Annotated in this window: 16 protein-coding genes; 4 read left to right on the top strand and 12 right to left on the bottom strand. The window is 72.6% G+C overall.

All coding sequences use genetic code 11. The features are described from left to right. Positions 1 to 27 precede the first annotated feature (27 nt). Complete coding sequence (nrdR, locus tag OG509_RS27785; protein WP_030154281.1) at positions 28 to 540, bottom strand: transcriptional regulator NrdR; 513 nt, start codon at positions 538 to 540, stop codon at positions 28 to 30. A gap of 473 nt (positions 541 to 1,013) precedes the next feature. Here nrdR and lexA point away from each other — a divergent pair, with 473 nt between their 5' ends. Further along, entirely contained in the window at positions 1,014 to 1,805 is a 792-nt protein-coding gene (gene lexA / locus OG509_RS27780; RefSeq protein ID WP_406185239.1) for a transcriptional repressor LexA, read from the top strand. 152 nt (positions 1,806 to 1,957) lie between these two features. Here the strand turns inward: lexA and OG509_RS27775 are convergent, their stop codons facing one another. The 5 genes from OG509_RS27775 to OG509_RS27755 all read right to left on the bottom strand — a co-directional run bounded on the left by OG509_RS27775 (position 1,958) and on the right by OG509_RS27755 (position 10,000). Continuing rightward, entirely contained in the window at positions 1,958 to 3,928 is a 1,971-nt protein-coding gene (locus OG509_RS27775; protein WP_406185237.1) for an ATP-dependent DNA helicase, read from the bottom strand. A 52-nt stretch (positions 3,929 to 3,980) separates the two neighbouring features. Then, positions 3,981 to 5,861, bottom strand: a complete 1,881-nt coding sequence (locus OG509_RS27770; RefSeq protein WP_406185236.1) for an IucA/IucC family protein — start codon at positions 5,859 to 5,861, stop codon at positions 3,981 to 3,983. A gap of 82 nt (positions 5,862 to 5,943) precedes the next feature. Beyond that, positions 5,944 to 6,657, bottom strand: a complete 714-nt coding sequence (locus OG509_RS27765) for a GNAT family N-acetyltransferase (protein ID WP_406185235.1) — start codon at positions 6,655 to 6,657, stop codon at positions 5,944 to 5,946. Positions 6,658 to 6,663: 6 nt separating this feature from the next. Then, the gene (locus OG509_RS27760) at positions 6,664 to 8,619 is read right to left on the bottom strand and encodes an IucA/IucC family protein (protein WP_406185234.1); all 1,956 of its coding nucleotides are present in this window, start codon (positions 8,617 to 8,619) and stop codon (positions 6,664 to 6,666) included. Positions 8,620 to 8,635: 16 nt separating this feature from the next. Next, on the bottom strand, positions 8,636 to 10,000 hold the full coding sequence (locus tag OG509_RS27755) for a diaminobutyrate--2-oxoglutarate transaminase family protein (protein ID WP_406185232.1): 1,365 nt from the start codon (positions 9,998 to 10,000) through the stop codon (positions 8,636 to 8,638). A gap of 319 nt (positions 10,001 to 10,319) precedes the next feature. On the opposite strand from OG509_RS27755, the gene OG509_RS27750 reads away from it, so the two are divergent. Then, entirely contained in the window at positions 10,320 to 11,498 is a 1,179-nt protein-coding gene (locus tag OG509_RS27750) for a hypothetical protein (RefSeq protein WP_406185231.1), read from the top strand. A 113-nt stretch (positions 11,499 to 11,611) separates the two neighbouring features. Here OG509_RS27750 and hflX read toward each other — a convergent pair whose 3' ends face one another. The 6 genes from hflX to miaA all read right to left on the bottom strand — a co-directional run bounded on the left by hflX (position 11,612) and on the right by miaA (position 19,625). Further along, positions 11,612 to 13,117 (bottom strand): GTPase HflX, encoded by a 1,506-nt coding sequence (gene hflX, locus OG509_RS27745; protein WP_406185230.1) that lies wholly within the window; start codon positions 13,115 to 13,117, stop codon positions 11,612 to 11,614. A 169-nt stretch (positions 13,118 to 13,286) separates the two neighbouring features. Then, positions 13,287 to 14,732, bottom strand: coding sequence for a M1 family metallopeptidase (locus tag OG509_RS27740; RefSeq protein ID WP_406187705.1), 1,446 nt, complete (start codon positions 14,730 to 14,732; stop codon positions 13,287 to 13,289). 118 nt (positions 14,733 to 14,850) lie between these two features. Then, positions 14,851 to 16,935: a RelA/SpoT family protein gene (locus tag OG509_RS27735; protein ID WP_406185229.1), complete on the bottom strand. Its 2,085-nt coding sequence runs from the start codon at positions 16,933 to 16,935 to the stop codon at positions 14,851 to 14,853. A 140-nt stretch (positions 16,936 to 17,075) separates the two neighbouring features. Next, a complete protein-coding gene (dapF, locus tag OG509_RS27730; RefSeq protein ID WP_389013382.1) occupies positions 17,076 to 17,951 on the bottom strand; it encodes a diaminopimelate epimerase in 876 nt (291 codons plus the stop codon). Between the two features lie 67 nt (positions 17,952 to 18,018). After that, entirely contained in the window at positions 18,019 to 18,555 is a 537-nt protein-coding gene (locus OG509_RS27725; RefSeq protein WP_406187704.1) for a hypothetical protein, read from the bottom strand. A 131-nt stretch (positions 18,556 to 18,686) separates the two neighbouring features. Further along, positions 18,687 to 19,625, bottom strand: coding sequence for a tRNA (adenosine(37)-N6)-dimethylallyltransferase MiaA (miaA, locus tag OG509_RS27720; protein ID WP_385588683.1), 939 nt, complete (start codon positions 19,623 to 19,625; stop codon positions 18,687 to 18,689). 173 nt (positions 19,626 to 19,798) lie between these two features. On the opposite strand from miaA, the gene OG509_RS27715 reads away from it, so the two are divergent. Together OG509_RS27715 and OG509_RS27710 are read left to right on the top strand one after the other, a co-directional pair. Next, on the top strand, positions 19,799 to 20,035 hold the full coding sequence (locus OG509_RS27715) for a hypothetical protein (RefSeq protein ID WP_406185228.1): 237 nt from the start codon (positions 19,799 to 19,801) through the stop codon (positions 20,033 to 20,035). A 23-nt stretch (positions 20,036 to 20,058) separates the two neighbouring features. Then, positions 20,059 to 20,313, top strand: coding sequence for an antitoxin (locus OG509_RS27710; protein ID WP_387286652.1), 255 nt, complete (start codon positions 20,059 to 20,061; stop codon positions 20,311 to 20,313). The last annotated feature ends 8 nt before the right edge of the window (positions 20,314 to 20,321 follow it).

The following is a 20,321-nucleotide window of genomic DNA, read 5'->3' as shown; positions in this document are numbered from 1 at the left end:
CGGCCGCGCTGCGCTGCGGCCGCCCGGTCAGTCGGCGGCGGAGGCGGGCACGGGGACCGGAGCGGTCCCCCCGGGCTCGCACTCTTGGGGGTGAGGCCGCGGCACGCGGAGTTCCGCGATGGCGGTCTCGAAGTCTTCGAGCGTGTCGAACGCCTTGTAAACGGACGCGAACCGCAGGTACGCGACCAGGTCGAGCTCCTGCAACGGGCCGAGTATGGCCAGACCCACGTCGTGGGTGGTCAGCTCGGCGCTTCCGGTGGCGCGCACCGCCTCCTCGACCCGCTGGCCGAGCTTGGCGAGGGCGTCCTCGGTGACCGGCCGTCCCTGGCACGCCTTGCGCACGCCGGAGATGACCTTGGTACGGCTGAAGGGTTCGGTCACCCCGCTGCGCTTGATCACCATCAGCGAGGCCGTCTCCACCGTCGTGAAACGACGGGAGCAGTCGGGGCACTGACGGCGCCGACGGATCGACGTGCCGTCGTCCGTGGTGCGGCTGTCGACGACGCGGCTGTCGGGGTGCCTGCAGAAGGGGCAGTGCATGGTTCCCTCACCCTCCCTCTTGGCACGACAGAATCACCTCGCGAGGCCCCTGAACGACCGAGACGGGTCTCTGTCGGGGGCTCGCGAAGCAGCCACCAGCATATGCGATGCCGAGGACCTCGGCGGACCGGGGACCACAACTTCTGGGCGGCAGCGCTCATCCAACCACTAGATCTTGGGTTGTGGTGGATTTACTTCGCTCCGCGTGTCGCTGCGCGCGGCGCCCGGAAGGAGCCGTTCCCGGTGCCACACTGGGCACAGGACCGGAAGGTGGCGATCCGACCGGGAAGGGTACCGTAAACAGCGGACGCCGGACCGAACCCGCGTTCGGGCGGACCGATCGTCCATACACCCCTCGATGTGCCCAGGTTGGACGATCCGCGTTTTTTCACTCGAACGTGTGTTTGGCGCAACCTTTCGAAAGCTACTACCGTTGTCCAGCTAGGGAGAACATTTCGAGAGGGGCCGCCGACGTGACCACCACCGCAGACAGTGCCACCATCACTGCCCAGAACCGCTCCCAGAGCCGACTCGAGCCGGTGCATCCCATGAACGACGCAAGTCTGAACCCGGAGGGGGAGCCCTCGCGCCCCGCGCGCTCGCTGCCAGGCCGACCTCCAGGCATCCGCGCCGACAGCTCCGGGCTCACGGACCGGCAGCGCAGGGTCATCGAGGTCATTCGCGACTCGGTGCAGCGGCGCGGCTACCCGCCGTCGATGCGGGAGATCGGCCAGGCGGTCGGCCTGTCCAGCACCTCGTCCGTCGCCCACCAGCTGATGGCCCTGGAGCGCAAGGGCTTCCTGCGCCGGGACCCGCACCGCCCCCGGGCGTACGAGGTCCGCGGCTCCGACCAGCCCAGCTCGCAGCCCACGGACACCACGGGCAAGCCCGCCGCCTCGTACGTCCCCCTGGTCGGCCGGATCGCGGCAGGCGGCCCGATCCTCGCCGAGGAGTCGGTGGAGGACGTGTTCCCGCTCCCCCGCCAGCTCGTCGGCGACGGCGAGCTCTTCGTCCTCAAGGTCGTCGGCGACTCGATGATCGAGGCCGCCATCTGCGACGGCGACTGGGTCACGGTCCGCCGCCAGCCGGTCGCGGAGAACGGCGACATCGTGGCCGCGATGCTCGACGGAGAGGCCACCGTCAAGCGCTTCAAGCGCGAGGACGGGCACGTCTGGCTGCTCCCGCACAACGCCGCCTATCAGCCGATCCCCGGCGACGAGGCGACCATCCTCGGCAAGGTCGTCGCGGTACTGCGCCGGATCTGACCCTCGTCGCTTCCTAGCCAGCCCCCGGGACCCACTGCGCCGGTCCCGGGGGTTGTTTCATTTTTTGCGGCTAAACCGCCGCCGCTCTCGCGGACGTGGTTGCTCGCTGCTTGTGTTGCTCAATCGATGGTCGCCGCTCGTGCTCCCGGGAACTACTTGCCGTCAGCGTGAGCGGCAGCGTCGATCGCGGCCAGCGAGCGGCGGGCCTGGTTGCGGTCCGTGGTGTACCAGAAGTCCGGCAGCGTGGCCCGCAGGAAGCTCCCGTACCGGGCCGTGGCCAGCCGGGGGTCCAGCACCGCGACGACACCCCGGTCGCCGGTGGCCCGTACGAGCCGGCCCGCGCCCTGGGCCATCAGCAGCGCCGCATGCGTGGCCGCGACGGCCATGAAGCCGTTGCCGCCGTGCTCCTCGACCGACTTCTGCCGGGCGCTCATCAGCGGATCGTCCGGGCGCGGGAACGGGATGCGGTCCATCACCACGAGCTGGCAGCTGGGGCCCGGCACGTCCACGCCCTGCCAGAGCGACAGCGTCCCGAACAGGCAGGTCTTCGGATCCGCCGCGAACGCCTTGATCAGCTCGCCCAGCGTCTCCTCGCCCTGGAGCAGGATCGGGTTGTCGAGCCGGCCGCGCAGCTCCTCGGCAGCGGCCTTGGCGCCCCGCATGGAGGAGAACAGACCGAGGGTGCGGCCGCCGGCCGCCTCGATCAGCTCGGCGAGCTCGTCCATCATGTCGCCGCGGGTGCCCTCCCGGCCCGGCGTGGCCAGGTGCTTCGCGACGTACAGGATCCCCTGCTTGGGGTAGTCGAACGGCGAGCCGACGTCCAGGCCCTTCCAGACCGGGGCGTCCTCCCCCTCGACCCCTTCGGGGGACAGGCCCAGCGAGGCCGCGACCCCGTTGAAATCGCCGCCCAGCTTGAGGGTCGCCGAGGTCAGGACCACCGAGCGGTCCTCGAACAGCTTCTCGCGCAGCAGCCCGGACACCGAGAGCGGGGCGACCCGCAGCGTGGCCCCGAACCGGTCGTGCCGCTCGTACCAGACGACGTCGTACTCGGAGCCGAGCAGGATCCGCTCGGCCACCCCGTGGACGCTCTCCACCGCGGCCAGCGCCTGCTTGCGGACGGCGTCCTCGTCGTGGACGGACTTGTCGCGGGTCGCGCCGATCGCCGAGATGACGTTGCGAGCAGCGTCCCGCAAGGCCGCCAGCGCGTACCCGAGGTCCTCGGGGACCTCCTCCAGCCGGCCCGGAAGGGCCAGCTCCATGACCCGCTCGAACGACTCGGACGCGGTCTGGAGCGAATCCGCGGTCTTCTCGTCGACCAGCTTGGCCGCGCGCTTCACGGCACGGTTGACCTGGCCCGGGGTGAGCTCGCCGGTGGCGACACCGGTCACCCGGGAGACCAGCTCGTGCGCCTCGTCCACGATCAGCACCTCGTGCTGCGGCAGCACCGGGGCGCCCTCGATGGCGTCGATGGCCAGCAGCGCGTGGTTGGTGACGACGACGTCGGCGAGCTTGGCCCGCTCGCGGGCGGCCTCGGCGAAGCACTCGGCGCCGTACGCGCACTTCGTCGCGCCCAGGCACTCCCGGGACGAGACGGAGATCTGCGACCAGGCCTTGTCCGAGACGCCGGGCGTCAGGTCGTCCCGGTCGCCGGTCTCGGTCTCGTCCGCCCAGTCGCGCAGGCGCAGCAGGTCCTGGCCGAGCTTGCTGGTCGGGGCGGCCGCCTCGAACTGGTCGAAGAGGCCCTCCTCCTCGTCCTGCGGCGCGCCCTCGTGCAACCGGTGCAGGCACAGGTAGTTGGAGCGGCCCTTGAGCATGGCGAACTGCGGGCGGCGTCGGAGCTGCGGATGCAGCGCGTCCACCGTCCGGGGCAGGTCGCGCTCGACGAGCTGCCGCTGGAGGGCGAGGGTGGCGGTGGCCACGACCACGCGCTCGCCGTGCGCGAGAGCCGGCACCAGGTAGCCGAGGGACTTTCCGGTGCCGGTGCCGGCCTGGATCAGGCGGTGCGTGTTGTCGTCGATCGCTTCGGCGACGGCTTCGGCCATGGCCACCTGGCCGGGCCGCTCCGTGCCGCCGACGGCGGATACGGCGGCGTGCAGCAGGTCGGGGAGGGAGGGCTTCGTCATAGCAATGACAACCCTACGGGGCGCCACCGACAGGGACCGCCACGACGTTGGTTCACGGCCGGTACAGGGGGTTGGGCACGGTGCCGTACTCCACCGCGTGCGGGCGGTCGGAGCGGTCGCGGTAGCCGTCCTCGTACAGCCGGTTCCGGTTCAGGCAGAGCCGCCCGATCCGCTCGCCGAGCAGGTCGAAGAGCTCGTGGCGCTCCTTGAGCTCGGGGAAGCGGGCCTGGTGGCGCAGGATCTCCGCCCGTACGAGGGACCAGAACTCCTCCTCGGGGACGCCGAGGCGGTCCTCGCACAGGGCGGAGAGGTAGCGGAAGACGCCGACGAAGAGACCGGAGTGGATGTACTGGGGCAGGAAGTCCGCGGGCTTGTCGCGCAGCGCGGCACGCACCTCGGCGGGCACGGACTCCAGCTCGGGCAGCGGCTCCCGGCAGATGTTGATCTCGTCCGCGAAGTCCTTCAGGGCGATCCCGACCGGGACCTCGTGCTCGTCGAAGATCACGGTGGCGTTCTCGCCGTGCGGGGAGAAGACGGTGCCGTAGCGGTAGAGGAAGTGGAGCAGCGGGGGCAGCAGGGCGGCGAAGAGCCGCTGCAGCCAGCGGGTCGGGGCTATCCCGGACCGGGCGACGAGCTCGGCGGTGAAGGACCGGCCGCGCGGGTCGACGTGGAGGAGGGAGGCGAGCGTACGGGCCCGCTCACCGGGGGCGAGCCGGCTGGTCAGGGGCTCGCGCCAGATCGCCCCGAGGAGTTCCTTGTACTGGTAGGGGGCCTCGGGGAGCTCGTCGTAGACGGGGTGGCGGACGGTGACCGAGGCGACCTCGCCGAGGAGGACCACGCGGCATTCCTCGCGGAGGAAGGGGTCTGCGTCGTGCAGGGAGCGGATCCAGGCGGTGACGGCGGGGGCGGCGGCGCAGCGGTCGGAGGGCAGGCCGCGCCAGACGAGGGTGTTGAAGACGGAGAGCGGCAGCTTGACGCTGTGCCGGTCGGGGCGGGTGAGGTTGAGGAAGGTGCGGATGGACTGCTGCGGGATGCGTAAGTCGGGGTCGGCGGGGAGCGGGACCAGGGCGCCCGAGGCCAGGGCCGGGGCGAAGAGGGGGAGCACGATCTCGTCCCACTGCCAGGGGTGGACCGGGAGGTAGAGGTAGCCGAGCGGGTCGAGGCCGCGGGCGCGCAGGGTCTGGTCGAAGGCGGCTCGGGTGACGGGGTCGAGCTCCTGGGCGTAGAGGCGGGCCGGGTCTTCCAGGCCGGCCGTGCCGCGGTAGGCCGCGAGGGAGCTGTGGGCGGCGAGCCAGGGCAGCCGCTGGCGGGTGCGGGCCTCGGGTGCCCAGGCGGCGGTGTCCGCGGCGGACAGTCCTAAGCGGCCCTTGTTGAGGACGAGCCAGGGGTGGCCGGTCTGGTGGCCTTCGAGCTCGGCGTGGTCGAGATCGGCGAGGACGTCGGCGGTGAGCGCGGTGTGGTCGATGCGGGCGTCGGCGGCGAGGGTGGCGCTGAGCTCGCGGACGAGGTGCCCGAGGGTGGAGCCGTCGAGGCCGAGGAGGGTGCGGGTGCGGATCAGGAAGGCGTACGGGTCCCCGAAGGCGGTCGGGGGCTCCGTGGAGGGCGGCGGCGGGGTGAGCGTGATGGTGTCGTGGGCTACGTGCCAGCTGCCGTACGCGCGGCGGCGGGCCCGGAAGCCGAGGCTGCTGCCGTCGTCGAGGGTCAGCTGCCAGGCGTCGCCGGCGGCGGTCGCCGGGGCGGGGGCCCGGAGGGGGCTGATGATCTCCTCGTAGGCGAACTCGGCCAGCATCTTGGCGAGCAGCCGGCGGGCGGCGGACTCCCAGGTCACGGTGGTGAGTTCGGGGGGCGTGCAGGGGTGCTGGGGGGGCGGCGGAACGGAAGCTTCCGAGAGATGGGGGCCGGCGGAGTCGGGGGTGGCGGGGAAATTCGGCACGGGACTCCTCGGGGATCGGGAACTTTGCTGCGTGACGCAGAGTTTTCGAAGGGTGAGGCGTGAACGGGGAGGGTCGGATGGATCAGATGAGATTGCGCAGGGCCCGCTCGCGAATCATCAGCGCGGCCCGCTTCCCGGGGAGGTCGATCTCCGCGGAACAGCGGAATCCGGAGTTGAGGAAGGCTGATACGGAGGGGGTGTTGCGGATGTCCGGTTCGGCGATGACGCGGGTGCAGCGCGGGCGGTTGTCGAGCACCAGGTTGGCGACGGCGCGGAGCAGGACGGTGCCCAGACCGCGGCCGCGGTTCGTGCCGTCCCCGATGAGCAGGTGGATACCCGTGTCGTGGGGGCGCGCCGGGTAGTGGCGGGAGAGCGGGTCGAGGTCGGCCCGGTAGATCTCCCAGTAGCTCATCGGCGTGCCGTCGAGGAGGCCGAGGCAGGGGATGCTGTGGCCGTTCCCGTCGAGCTGGGACCGTACGTGGGCGGCGGTGACGGCGGCGGGGCCGGCGAGCTCCCAGTACGCGGCCACCTCGGGGTCGTTCATCCAGCCGGTCAGCAGCTCCAGGTCGCGGCCCGGGCGTACGGGTTCGAGGCGGAAGGCACCGGCCGGGGTGGCGGCGGCGCCCCAGCCGACCGGTGAGTCGAGCAGTTCGGCCTCGGCGAGCAGCGGCAGCAGCCGGGCGGTGAGCCGCCGTCCGGGGATGCGGGCGGTGGCGGAGTCGAGGGCGCCGGTGGCCGTGACGGTGGCCGTGGCGGTCGCGGTGGACGCGTAGGGGGACGTGTCGGTGGAGGGCATCGGCACTCAATCGTGGAGGGGGTTGGCGATGGTGACGTAGACAGACTGGGAGTCCACGGGGCCGACGAGCTCGTCGAGGCCGCCCAGGCGGGTGAGCAGGTTCGCCTTGCAGCGCAGGGTGGGTGAGTCGAGCAGCCGTGCGGGGAGCGGTCCGAGTCCGCGGGCCTTGCCGAGGAAGCGGCGGAATGCGGCGAGCAGGACGCGTTCGTCGGCGAGTCGCTGGGATCCGAAGGCGCCGATGAGGCCGAGCACGTTGTTGATGCCGAGGTAGTAGGTGAAGCGTTCGTCGGTGACGGCGTCGGAGACGAAGGTGTCGCTGGCGCTGCCGATACCGGGGAGCCGGCGCTCCAGTTCCGCACGGTGGGAGGCGCGGAAGTAGTAGCCCTGGTTGTCGCGGTAGCGGCCGCCGACCGGCCAGCCGGCCGGGTCGAGGAGGACCAGGGTGTTCTGCTGGTGCGCTTCGAGGGCGATTCCGGCGAGCGCGTCGAAGGCCAGGATCGGCAGGACGATCTGGTCGAGGTAGCGCAGGAACCACTCGGCGGCGACGGCGGCCGTCGGGCGCCCGGTGGCGGCGGCGAGCCGGGCGACGGTCTCGGCGAGCCGGGAACGCATGGTGGTCCGGCCCGGCCAGGGGCGGGGCGAGGTGAGTGCGGCGACGCAGACGGCGTCGTCGTGGGAGCGGAAGGGGTTGTGTCGGAGCACGGTGTCGAGTCCGGGGACGGGGGTGCCGTCCGGGGCGTCGACGGCGATCCAGGCGGGGTCGCGCACGATGTCGAAGCCGGGGTGGGCCGCCCGCCACTGTTCCGCGAGGCCGGTGCGGAGCAGCCGGTGCACCTCGACGCCGCGGTGGAGTTCCTTGCGGAGGTTCTCGCGGCGGGAGTTGGTGATGCGCAGGCCCAGGGAGAGCTTGAGCATGGCGGGAGCGCCGGGGCGGTGGACGGTGCGGACGGAGGAGGTGGGGTGCCAGGGCTCGCCGAACGGGCCCAGGTCGTGCAGGAGTTCCGCGTCGCGGAGGGCGGCGACGGCGGGGCGCTGGAGCAGGTCCCGGGCCTGCCAGGGGTGCAGGGGAAGGGGGGTCGTACCGTCGGGCAGCGGGAGCCCGGGGGTGAGCCGGCCGAGGAGCCGGGCGGCGGAGACGGGGCGGCCGCGTTCGGTCCAGGCGGAGTCGGTGGCGAGGGCGGAGGGGGCGACGGCGAGCCAGTGCAGGGGGAAGGAGCCGTGGAGTTCGGGTGAGTAGCGGCGGATCTCGGCCTCGGAGAGTCCTTGGCGGCTCTTCGGGTCCGGCTGAAGGGGGTGGCCGAGGAGGAGGGACTGTTCGGCGGTGAGGAAGAGGTCACCGGAGACGGGTTCGGGCGGGGTGGGCCGTTGGCGCCGGTCGGCGATGAACTCCGCGGTGCGGCGTACCGAGTCGGAGACCCGGCCGACGAGGTCGGCGCCGCCGCGGCCCTGGGAGTCGCCCTCGCGGGCCAGCAGCGAGGCGAGGGTGACGGCGTCCAGGGCGGGGGCGTGGGCGGACGCGCCTTCGAGCCGGGCGGGGCCGAAGCGGTGCCAGCCGGTGGCGGACCAGTACCGGACGCCGACGGTCAGGGCGGCCCCGGATGCGGGGAGGGGGATGCGCAGCACGCTCCCGACAGCCCCGCCGGAGCGCCCGATCCCGCTCTCCCGAAGCCAGCACCGCAACAGGTTCTCCACGGCGGCGCCCTCGGCGGCGATGCCCGGATCGGGATGGTCCAGCACCTCGGCCGACGCCCCGGCCCCGGTGCCGACCCGGGCTCGCGGCACGACGTCCAGCTGCCGCAGCACGCCGCCACCCCCGCCGCCCCGGGCGTCGGGGCTGCCGGTTCTGCCCGGAACGCCGGGCCCTGGGGCGGGGGCGGGGGTGGGCCACGGGGTGGCTGCGGCGATCGCCGGCGTCGGGGTGCCGGGGGCGACGGTCGGGGCGGAGTGGGGGCCTTCAGGCATGGCGGGGTCCTCGTGGTCAGTGGGCGTGGTGGGAGGCGGCGGCGGGGATGGCGTCGGCCAGGCGGTCCAGGACCGCCGCGGCCTGGTCGTCGGTCAGGGTCAGCGGGGGCAGCAGCCGGACCACGCCGGCGCCCCTGCCTCCGAGTTCGACGATCAGGCCGCGGTTCAGACACTCCTGGCGGACCGCAGCGGCGAGGGTCGGCGCCGGGGCCCCGGTGTCCGGGTCGACGAGTTCGATGCCGATCATCAGACCGCGGCCCCGGACGTCCCCGATGCAGGGGTGCGCGGAGGCGAGGTCGCGCAGGGCGGTCAGCATCCGCTCGCCCAGGGCCCCGGCGCGCTCGGCGAGACGGTTCTTCCGTACGTACGCCAGGGTCGCCGCCCCGGCCGCCATCGCCAGCTGGTTGCCCCGGAACGTGCCGGCGTGGGCTCCCGGTGCCCAGACGTCCAGGCCCGACCGGTACACGATCACCGCCAGCGGGAGGCTGCCGCCGATCGCCTTGGACAGGACCATCACGTCCGGCACCACCCCGGCGTGGTCGACGCCCCAGAAGGCGCCGGTACGGCCCACGCCCGTCTGCACCTCGTCCGCGATCAGCGGGATCCCCCGGGCCTCGGTGATCTCGCGCATCCTGCGCAGCCATGCGTCGGGGGCCGGGAAGACCCCGCCCTCGCCCTGCACCGGCTCTACGATCATCGCCGCGGGCGAGGGCACCCCGCCCTTGGGGTCGTCCAGCAGGCTCTCGGTCCAACGGGCCCCGAGCCGCGCGCCCTCGGGGCCGCCGACCCCGAACGGGCAGCGGAAGTCCTGCGGGAACGGCAGCCGGGTCACCCGTACGTCCGGCGCTCCGCCCGAGGCGCCCAGGGCCCCGGCGGTCATCCCGTGGTAGGCCCCCGTGAAGGCCAGCAGCCCCGAGCGCCCGGTGGCGGTCCGGACCAGCTTGAGCGCGGCCTCGACCGCGTCCGTGCCGGCGGGCCCGCAGAACTGGATGCGGGCGTCGGCGGCCAGGGCCGGCGGGAGGCAGGCGAACAGCTCCGTGGTGAAGGCGTCCTTGACCGGGGTCGCGAGGTCCAGGACGTGCAGCGGGGCTCCGGAGTCGAGGACGCCCCGTACGGCTTCGAGCACCACGGGGTGGTTGTGCCCCAGGGCGAGGGTGCCGGCCCCGGAGAGGCAGTCCAGGTAACGCCGCCCGTCGGCGCCCTCGATGGTCAGCCCCCGGGCGCGCACCGGGACGATGGGCAGCGAGCGCGCGTACGTCCGGGCGGCGGACTCCCGCATCGCCTGCCGGCGCAGGATGCCCTCCACCCCGCCGTGCCCCACTGCCCGAGTTCCCTGAGGCGGTACCTGCGCGGCAGCCGCGCCCTGCTCGGTCAAAGCCACGACTCTCGGACCTCCCGCACGGAGTGCTCCATCGGATTGCGCCTCGAACATGAACGCCGCCCCCATCCCCCGTACGTTCCAACGACGGTGGCGGCGGCGGATCACGGGTGGCCGCAAGATCCTTGTCCCGCCGGAACTTCGCCCCGAATTCGCGCGGACTTCGCTGTGTCCCCCGGTTCCGGAACCGCGGCCCCGGGCTGTGCCGTCCCCAACGGCAGCGGCATAGTGGGGTGCTGAACTCGGGACACGCACCCCGCGTGTCCCGAGTACTTCAACTGCACCGCGTCTGACACCCGGAATCACCAGGGGGATTCACGACATGCGCCCGAACCGACCGGTCACCGCGATCCTGTGCGCGGCGGCACTCACCATGACCGCCGCGGCCTGCGGACCCGGCGACGGGGAGGCCGGCGGCGACGCCAAGCCGACCGTGGCGGCGAGCCTCCCCACCGAGGCCGACGGGACCATCAAGATCCCGGACCAGCTCAAGGAGAGGCTCAAGCAGCACGGCTTCGACCTGGACAAGTGGAAGGGGGGTGCGTGGAAGAACTGGAAGCAGGAGGACTGGCTCCGCGAGGCGGGCGACTACGTCAACCCGATCATCGAGGACCTCTGGGACCCGGACCGGATGCGTGAGGCCGACAAGACCCCGCAGACCCCGGCCGTCGACCCCGACGCCGGCAAGGACCAGGGCGTCACGGACCCGACCCCGGCTCCGGTGCAGGCCAAGGCCGCCAACGCGCCCTACCACACCAGCGTTCCCGTATCCGGCAAGGTGTTCTTCGACGGCCCCGAGGGCTCCATGGTCTGCTCGGCGACCGTGGTGAAGGACCCGGCCCACCCGGGCAAGTCCAACATGGTCTGGACGGCCGGCCACTGCGTGCACGCGGGCAAGTCCGGCGGCTGGTACCGCAACATCGCCTTCGTCCCGTCGTACAACAACGCGGGCAAGCCGGCCGCCCAGCTCAAGGGCGCCCCGCGCGAGCAGGTGGCCCCGTACGGCGTGTGGTGGAGCGACTGGGCGCAGACCTCGGACCAGTGGATCGCGAACGGCGGTCCGACCGGTGGCGCGGGCGCCCCGTACGACTTCGCGGTCCTGCACGTGACCCCGGAGAAGAGCACCGGGAAGTCCCTGGAGGAGACCGTCGGTGCGGCGCTCCCGGTGGAGTTCAACGCCCCGGCGGTGCCGAAGGTCGCGGGGATCACGGCGACCGGCTACCCGGCGGCGGCCCCGTTCGACGGCCAGAAGGCCTTCCAGTGCACCGACAAGCCCGGCCGGCTGTCGCTGGCCGCGAACACCCCGGTGATGTACCGGATCGGCTGCACGATGACCGGTGGCTCCTCCGGCGGCGGCTGGGTGGCCGCGGGCAGTGACGGCAAGCCGGCGCTGGTGTCGAACACCTCGATCGGCCCCGCCAAGGCGGGCTGGCTGGCCGGACCCCGGCTGGGCCCGGAGGCCAAGGGGATCTTCGACGCCGTGAGCGCCAAGTTCAAGTAGTCCCGTCCGCGTACGGGAACGTACGGGAACGTACGGGAACGTACGGGAACGTACGGGAAAACGGAGGGCCCCCTGCACCGCAGGGGGCCCTCCGCCTCGTATCCGGTTGCCCGTTACCGCTTCGCCGGCACGTACGGCGCCAGGTCGGACGCCAGTTCCTGATGGACCCGCACCTTCAGCAAGGTGCCATCCGGGGTGTGCTCCTCGGAGATCACCTCGCCCTCGGCGTGGGCCCGGGCCACCAGAGAGCCGCGCGTGTACGGCACCAGCGCCTCGACCTCGACCTCGGGCCGCGGCAGCTCGGAGTCGATGAGCCCGAGGAGCTCCGCGATGCCCTGTCCCGTGCGCGCCGAGACGGCGATGGAGTGCCGCTCGATGCGCAGCAGCCGCTGCAGTACGAGCGGGTCCGCGGCGTCGGCCTTGTTGATCACCACGATCTCGGGCACGTTGACCGCGCCGACCTCGCGGATGACCTCGCGGACGGCCGCCAGCTGCTCCTCCGGGGCCGGGTGCGAGCCGTCCACGATGTGCAGGATGAGGTCGGAGTCGCCGACCTCCTCCATCGTGGAGCGGAAGGCCTCGACCAGGTGGTGGGGCAGGTGCCGGACGAAGCCGACCGTATCGGCCAGGGTGTAGATCCGGCCGGACGGGGTCTCGGCCCGGCGCACGGTCGGGTCGAGGGTGGCGAACAGCGCGTTCTCCACCAGCACGCCCGCGCCCGTGAGGCGGTTGAGCAGCGAGGACTTGCCGGCGTTGGTGTAGCCGGCGATGGCGACCGAGGGCACCTTGTTGCGGCGCCGCTCCTGCCGCTTGATGTCGCGGCCGGTCTTCATCTCCGCGATCTCCCGGCGCATCTTCGCCATCTTCTCGCGGATCCGGCGCCGGTCCGTCTCGATCTTGGTCTCACCGGGGCCTCGGGTGGCCATGCCGCCACCGCCGCCGCCACCCATCTGCCGGGACAGCGACTGACCCCAGCCGCGCAGACGCGGCAGCATGTACTGCATCTGCGCGAGGGCGACCTGCGCCTTGCCCTCTCGGGACTTGGCGTGCTGGGCGAAGATGTCGAGGATCAGGGCGGTCCGGTCGACCACCTTGACCTTGACGACGTCTTCGAGGGCGATGAGCTGGCCGGGGCTGAGCTCGCCGTCGCAGACGACGGTGTCGGCTCCGCTCTCCAGCACGATGTCGCGCAGTTCGCGGGCCTTGCCCGAGCCGATGAAGGTGGCCGGGTCCGGCTTGTCACGGCGCTGGATCACACCGTCGAGTACGAGGGCGCCCGCCGTCTCGGCGAGGGCGGCGAGCTCCGCGAGGGAGTTCTCGGCGTCCTGCACCGTTCCGGAGGTCCAGACACCCACCAGCACGACGCGCTCCAGGCGCAGCTGCCGGTACTCGACCTCGGTGACGTCTTCGAGCTCGGTGGAGAGGCCGACCACGCGGCGCAGCGCCGCGCGCTCGGAACGCTCGAACTGCTCACCGTCCCGGTCTCCGTCGACCTCGTGGCTCCAGGCGACGTCCTCTTCCATCAGGGCGTCGGCCCGAAGGCTCTCGGTGAAGCTCTGCGAGTCCGGCACGTCCCGTGCGTCCCGCGCGTCCTGGGAAGGGGAAGAAGAGGAGGTCATTGGATCCTTACGTCGAAATCGAATGCGGTCGTGTCACGCATGGCCGTGGCCAGGCGTAACAGTGACTCTCACACTGTCACGTCCAACGTGTCACATCGCCGGGAGATTCCCCCGGTCCGCGGCTCCGTCGATCGGCCCTGTCGATGGTGACATGCCCGCTCCCCGGCGGTCACACCCTTTTCGGCCCGCCCCACTCCGGGTGCCCGGGCATCGCCGGGGTCGTCTTCCCGTACAGCCACGGGTTCAGGAAGGCCGTCATGTCCCGTCCTGCCACCTCCGAGGCCAGGCGTACGAAGTCCTCCGTGCCGGCGGTCGCGTCCTTGTGCTCCGCCACCCAGCGCCGCTCGACGCGGTCGAAGGCCTTCTCGCCGATCTCCTGCCGCAGCGCGTACAGCGCCAGCGCGGCCCCGTCGTAGACCGCCGGCCGGAACAGCCCGACCTTCTCCCCGGGGGCGGGGGCCTTCGGTGCGGCCGGGGGCCCTCCGGCCGCCCGCCACTGGTCGGAGCGCTGGTACGCCTCGCGCATGCGCCGCTCCATGGAGTATTTGCCGAGGCCGTCCGCGTACAGGGCCTCGTACCAGGTGGCGTGGCCCTCGTTGAGCCACAGGTCGGACCAGGTCCGCGGGGTGACGCTGTCGCCGAACCACTGGTGGGCCAGCTCGTGGACCATCACGGACTCGACGTACCACGCGGGGTAGCCGGTCCCCGAGAACAGGCCGTTCTCGAAGAGCGAGAGGGTCTGCGTCTCCAGCTCGAATCCGGTCTTCGCCTTGGCGATCAGCACCCCGTAGTTCTCGAAGGGGTAGCGGCCGACGCGCGCCTCCATCCACTGGACGTGCCCGGCGGTCTTCTTCAGCCAGGGCTCCAGGCGCCCCCGGTCGGCGGCCGGGACCACGCTGCGCAGCGGCAGCCCCTGCGGACCGGTGGCCTCCACCACGGCCGAGTCGCCGATGGAGACCTGCGCGAGCTCGGTGGCCATCGGGTGCAGGGTGCGGTACGTCCAGGTGGTCGCGCCCGCGGCCCGGGGGGCCGGGAGGGCGCCCGCCACCCCGTTGGCCACGGCGGTCAGACCGGCCGGGGCGGTGATCCGGAAGGTGAAGTACGCCTTGTCGGCCGGGTGGTCGTTGCACGGGAAGACCCGGTGGGCGGCATCGGCCTGGTTGGCCATGGCCAGCCCGTCCTCGGTGGCCAGCCAGCCTCCGTCGGCGATGCCGCGCGGATCGCTGGTGTGCCGGATCTCGATGTGGAGCGGTACGTTCGCCGCGACCGGGCGGGCCGGCGTGAGCACGAGGTCCTCCCCGGCGCTCTCGAAGTGCGCCGGCTCGCCGTTGACCCGGGCCGACGCCACCGTGCCGTGGCTGAAGTCGAGGTTGATCCGCTCCAGCGGCTCCAGCGCCCGGGCGTCGATGACGGTGACCGCGTCGAGCGGGCTCTTGTTGTCCTTGTACGTGAAGGACAGGTCGTACGAGAGGACGTCGTACCCGGGGTTCCCGAGCTCCGGGAACAGCCTGTCGCCGATGCCCAGCGGCTTCGGCGGGGGCAGCACGGCGGCGACGAGGGTCAGGGAGGCCGCGGCCAGCAGGGCGGCGCGCAGGCGCGGGGAGGAGAGCTGCATCCCCCACCGCTTACCAGCGCCCGCCGCGCCGCCGCGTACGGCGCGCGACGGTTCCACCCGAACGGGACCTTCCGCGGCCGCGCGCTCGGGCCTGGGGCCGCGGAGACGGGCCTACGGCCTAGGCCCGGCGCACGTCGTAGACCCCCGGCACGTCGCGCATCGCCCGCATCAGGGCCGGCAGCCCTGTCGCGTCGGGCAGTTGCAGGGTGTACGTGTGCCGGACCCGCTGCTCGACGGGCGGTTCCACGGTCGCGGAGACCACTTCGACCCCTTCGCGGGCGATGGCCTCGGTCAGGTCGGCCAGGAGGTGCGGGCGGCCGAACGATTCAGCGAGCAGTGTGACCCGGCAGTCCGCCGTGGCCCGCCAGTGCACGGCGACGGAGGTCCGCCCGAGCGCGCGCATCTGGGCCACCGCCGCGCAGTGGATGCGGTGGACGGTGACGGCCCCGCCCCGTACGACGAACCCGGCCACGGCGTCCGGCGGCACGGGCGTGCAGCAGCCGGCCAGCCGCACGGTGGCGTCCGGCAGGTCGGCGACGGCATTGCCGCCGCCGCCCCGGGCGCCGACCACGGACAGCGGTGCCCGGGCGGGCGTGGCGGCGGGCTTCACGGTGTCGGGGTGCGCCTGGAGCCAGCTGCCGATGGCGATCCGGGCGGCCGGGGTCCTGGCGTGCTCAAGCCAGTCGGCGGCGGGCCCCGACGAGGCGTCCTGGGCGAGCAGCAGCTGGACGGTGTCCCCGTCGGACAGCCGGGAGGACAGGGAGGTGAGGCGCCCGTTGACGCGGGCGCCGATACAACCGTGGGCCGCCTCGCCGTGCTGCGCGTAGGCGGCGTCGATACAGCTGGCCCCGGCAGGCAGGCCGAGCGTCCCTCCGTCGGCCCGGAACACGGTGATCTCCCGGTCCTGTGCCAGCTCTGCGCGCAGCACGCTCCAGAAGGTGTCGGGGTCGGGCGCGGACTGCTGCCAGTCGAGGAGGCGCGAGAGCCAGCCGGGCCGGGTCGGGTCGACCCGCTCCTCGTCGCAGTCGGGGGCGGTCTCGGCGGCCGGGACGGTGGTGTACGGATTGCCGAGGGCGACGACCCCGGCCTCGGCGACCCGGTGCATCTGCCGGGTGCGGACGATGACTTCGGCCACGTACCCCTCGGGCGTGGCGACGGCGGTGTGCAGCGACTGGTAGAGGTTGAACTTCGGGGCGGCGATGAAGTCCTTGAACTCCGAGACGACCGGTGTGAAGCAGGTGTGCAGCTCGCCCAGCACGGCGTAGCAGTCGGCGTTCTCGCCGACGAGGACGAGGATGCGGCCGAAGTCGGAGCCGCGCAGCTCGCCGCGTTTGAGGGCGATCCGGTGGACGGAGACGAAGTGCCGGGGGCGTACGACCACCTCGGCGGCGATCCCGGCCTCCCGCAGTACGGCGCGTACGGACTCGGCGATGGCGGGCAGCGGGTCGCGCTCCCCGGCGTGGGCCGCGATGAGCGCGCGGGTGTGCTCGTACTCCTCGGGGTGCAGGATCGCGAAGACGAGGTCTTCCAGCTCGGTCTTGAGGGCCTGTACGCCGAGCCGTTCGGCGAGCGGGATGAGGACGTCGCGGGTGACCTTGGCGATGCGCGCCTGTTTCTCGGGGCGCATCACGCCGAGGGTGCGCATGTTGTGCAGCCGGTCGGCGAGTTTGATGGACATGACGCGGACGTCGTTGCCGGTGGCGACGAGCATCTTGCGGAAGGTCTCGGGCTCGGCGGCGGCCCCGTAGTCGATCTTCTCGACCTTGGTGACTCCGTCCACGATGAAGCAGACCTCGTCGCCGAATTCCGCGCGGACCTGATCGAGGGTCACCTCGGTGTCCTCGACCGTGTCGTGGAGCAGAGAGGCCGTCAAAGTGGTGGTCTCGGCGCCGAGTTCGGCGAGGATCAGGGTGACGGCGAGCGGATGTGTGATGTACGGCTCACCGCTTTTCCGCATCTGGCCGCGGTGCGAGGACTCCGCGAGCACGTACGCGCGGCGCAGGAGGGAAAGGTCCGCATCCGGGTGGTGGGCGCGGTGCGCCTCGGCGACGTGGCCGATGGCGTCGGGGAGCCGGTCTCGGGATGTGGGTCCGAGAAGGGCCGCGCGCCCGAGTCGTCGCAGGTCAAGGCGGGTTCGGCCTCGTCTGCGGAGTTCAGGGCGCGCGTCGGGGCGTGCTTCGGGGTTCGTGGCCTCTGCACTCATGGGCACCTCCGGCGGCTTCGACCGGCGGTGGCGGGCATGGGGTGAGCCCTCAGGGCCGGTGCCTGATGCTACCGACCCCACCACGTGGCGCAGTCCGCCTCTCGCTCAGCGTGAAACGGATCACCCATTAGAGGGAAGCCTCAGCCGAAAGCCGTTTCGGTGAGCCAGGCCGCGTCAAACTCGCCCGCGGCGACGATGACGGCAGGTCCCGTCATGTCGATCTGCCCGTCGGGGTGTTCGGTGATGACGAGGGTGCCGCCGGGGAGGTCGACGGTGTACGTGACGGGCTCGCCGGTGACGGCCGGGTCGGCGCCGTCGCGGCGGATGGCTGCCACGGCGACGGCGCAGGCGCCCGTGCCGCAGGAGCGGGTCTCGCCGGAGCCGCGCTCGTGGACGCGCATGGCGACGTGCCGGGGGCCGCGGTCGACGACGAACTCCACGTTGACACCCGTCGGGTAGACCTCGGCCGGGCTGAACGGGGGCGGGTCGAGCAGCTTTCCGGCGTGGTCCAGGCTGTCAACGAACGCGACGGCGTGCGGGTTCCCCATGTTGACGTTGCGGGCGGGCCAGGCGCGCTCGCCGACGCTCACGGTGACCTGCTCCTCGGGGAGGACGGCGCGGCCCATGGAGACCGTCACGTCGCCGCTCTTGTCGAGGTGCACCCGCTTGACGCCGCCGCGGGTGGCGACGGCGAGGTCGCCGGGCTCGACGTGGCCGGCGTACTGGAGGTAGCGGGCGAAGACGCGGACGCCGTTGCCGCACATCTCGGCGACGGAGCCGTCGCTGTTGCGGTAGTCCATGAACCACTCGGCCTCGTCGGCCAGGTGCGCGGCCTCGGGGTGTGCGGCCGACCGGACCACGTGCAGCACCCCGTCCGCGCCGATGCCGGCGCGCCGGTCGCACAGCTTCGCGACGGCGGTCGCGGGCAGCTCGACGGCGTTGTCCGGATCCGGAACGATCACGAAGTCGTTCTCGGTGCCGTGGCCCTTGAGGAAGGAGAGGCTCGTCTGCGTCACGCGCCCATGGTACCGAGCGGCGTTCGGGCAGGTCGGCGGCGCCCCGCGGGGGGCCGCGGCCGGGCGGCTAGCGCAGCCGCGCGACCCGGTACACGGCCAGGGCCACGACGGCCAGAGCGACCAGGGCGTACAGCGCGGCCATGCGCCAGTCGGGGCGGCGGCCGCTGCCCCGGGGCGGGAGCCCGGGCCAGGTGTGGCCGACGCGGCGGGCGGCCATCATCCCCCAGCCGCCGGCGCAGGAGCAGATGAGGAAGCCGAGCATGGCGACCACGGCTCCGCCGTCGCCGAACTCGAAGGCGAGGGGGAAGGCGAACATCAGGGAGCCGGCGGCGGCCAGCATCACGATCGGGGCGATCTGCCAGATGCGCAGACGGCGCTGCGGGCGCAGCTCGACCTCGAACTCGGGACCGGCGGCGGCCTCCGCCTCGGCGGTGTCCGGCGCGTCCGGGCCGTCGGGGGTCAGCCGTGCGGGATCGGCGGGCAGGCCGAGGGCCTCGGGCTCGGGAGCCTCGCCGCCGGCGACCGCCGGGTGAGTGCCCCAGATCGCCGGGTCCGCTTCCTGCCTCGTGCCGTCCTGCCCGGTGTCGCGAGGGCCGGCCTCCATCGCCACGCGCCCTCCCCACTCGGACTTCGTACGCCGCTGTTCACCGCCGGTGACCGCACCCGCGGAATTTGATGATGGCACGGCTCAGGGCCCCGAACGGGCGCGAGGGGCGTCCCGATGCCATCACGTGATCAGGCTGTGACCGCTCGTTCGACCAACGACTGCGCGAGTCCGAGGAGTTCCCCCCGGTCCGCGACGGCGCCGCTGAGCCAGTGCACACGGGGGTCCCTGCGGAACCAGGAGTCCTGGCGGCGGGCGAAGCGCTTGGTGGCCCGTACGGTCTCGGCCCGGGCCTCGTCCTCGGTGCACTCGCCGGCCAGGGCGGCCAGCACCTGCTGGTAGCCGAGCGCCCTGGAAGCGGTGATTCCGTCACGCAGGCCCTGGGCCTCCAGCGTGCGGACCTCCTCGACGAGCCCGGCCTCCCACATCCGGTCCACCCGCAGCGCGATCCGCTCGTCAAGCTCCGGCCGGGCCACGTCCACGCCGATCTGGACGGTCTCGTAGACCGACTCGTGGCCGGGGAGGTTCGCGGTGAACGGCTTCCCGGTGATCTCGATGACCTCCAGGGCGCGGACGATACGGCGGCCGTTGCTGGGCAGGATCGCCTGGGCGGCGGCCGGGTCGGCGGCGGCGAGGCGGGCGTGCAGGGCCCCGGGGCCGCGCAGCGTGACCTCCGCCTCCAGCCGGGCCCGGACCTCCGGGTCGGTGCCGGGGAACTCCATGGCGTCGAGGGCGCCGCGGACGTACAGGCCCGATCCGCCGACGAGGACCGGCGTACGGCCCTGGGCGAGCAGCTTGTCGATCTCGGCGCGGGCCAGGCGCTGGTACTCGGCGACGCTCGCGGTCTCGGTCACGTCCCAGATGTCGAGGAGGTGGTGCGGGACTCCGCCGCGCTCCTCGGTCGTCAGCTTGGCGGTGCCGATGTCCATCCCCCGGTACAGCTGCATGGAATCGGCGTTGACGACTTCGCCGTCGAAATGGCGGGCCAGGGCTACGCCCAGATCGGACTTTCCGGCCGCAGTGGGACCGACGACGGCGATGACCCGCGGAGCGGGGGCTGCATTGCTCACCGCCCCAGTTTCGCAGCCCCCGGTCAAGACACCGGCATGTACCCGATCGAGTTACGTGACGGAGTGGTGGCGGGGTCGTTGCCCTGGCGGGGTTCCGCCGGGCGCACGCCCGGCGGAGGCCGGGCCGCACAAGGCGGAACTTCACCCGCACGAGTAGCGTTATGGGAGTAGACATGGGCGTTTTTAGTCGGTTTCGCCGCAAGGCCGCGGCAGCGAGCACGGAGGAGGCCGCGGCCGAGACCCTGACGACGGAGTCCGAGACCCCGGTCGCCGAGAACACGGCGGAGACCGGGGCCGAGGCCGAGTCGGCTGACTCGGAGAGCCCTGCGCCGGAAGGCGTGGAGATCCCGAAGCAGCAGTCGGCGGAGAAGGCCGCGGACAGCGAGACCGGCGAAGGCGCCCGTACGTAGCTCCCGCCACTGGAAGGTGACCCATGGGCCTGCTGGACACGCTGAAGGCCAAGCTCGCACCGGCGAAGGAAAAGGTCGGCGACCTCGCGCAGCAGCACGAGGGGAAGATCGGCCAGAATCTCGACAAGGTGGCCAAGGCCGTGGACTCCAAGACCAAGGGCAAGTACCACGGCAAGATCGAGACCGGCACGAGCAAGGCGAAGGACGCCCTGGGCAAGATCGCGCACAAGGACGCCCCCGGCGGGCCGACGCCGCCGACGCCGCCGGCGTCTTCCTGACGCGGTCA

Origin of the sequence: Streptomyces sp. NBC_01006, assembly GCF_045162725.1 — a bacterium.
In the GTDB taxonomy this organism is placed as follows: domain Bacteria; phylum Actinomycetota; class Actinomycetes; order Streptomycetales; family Streptomycetaceae; genus Streptomyces.
This window is presented reverse-complemented; position numbering and strand designations above follow the sequence as displayed.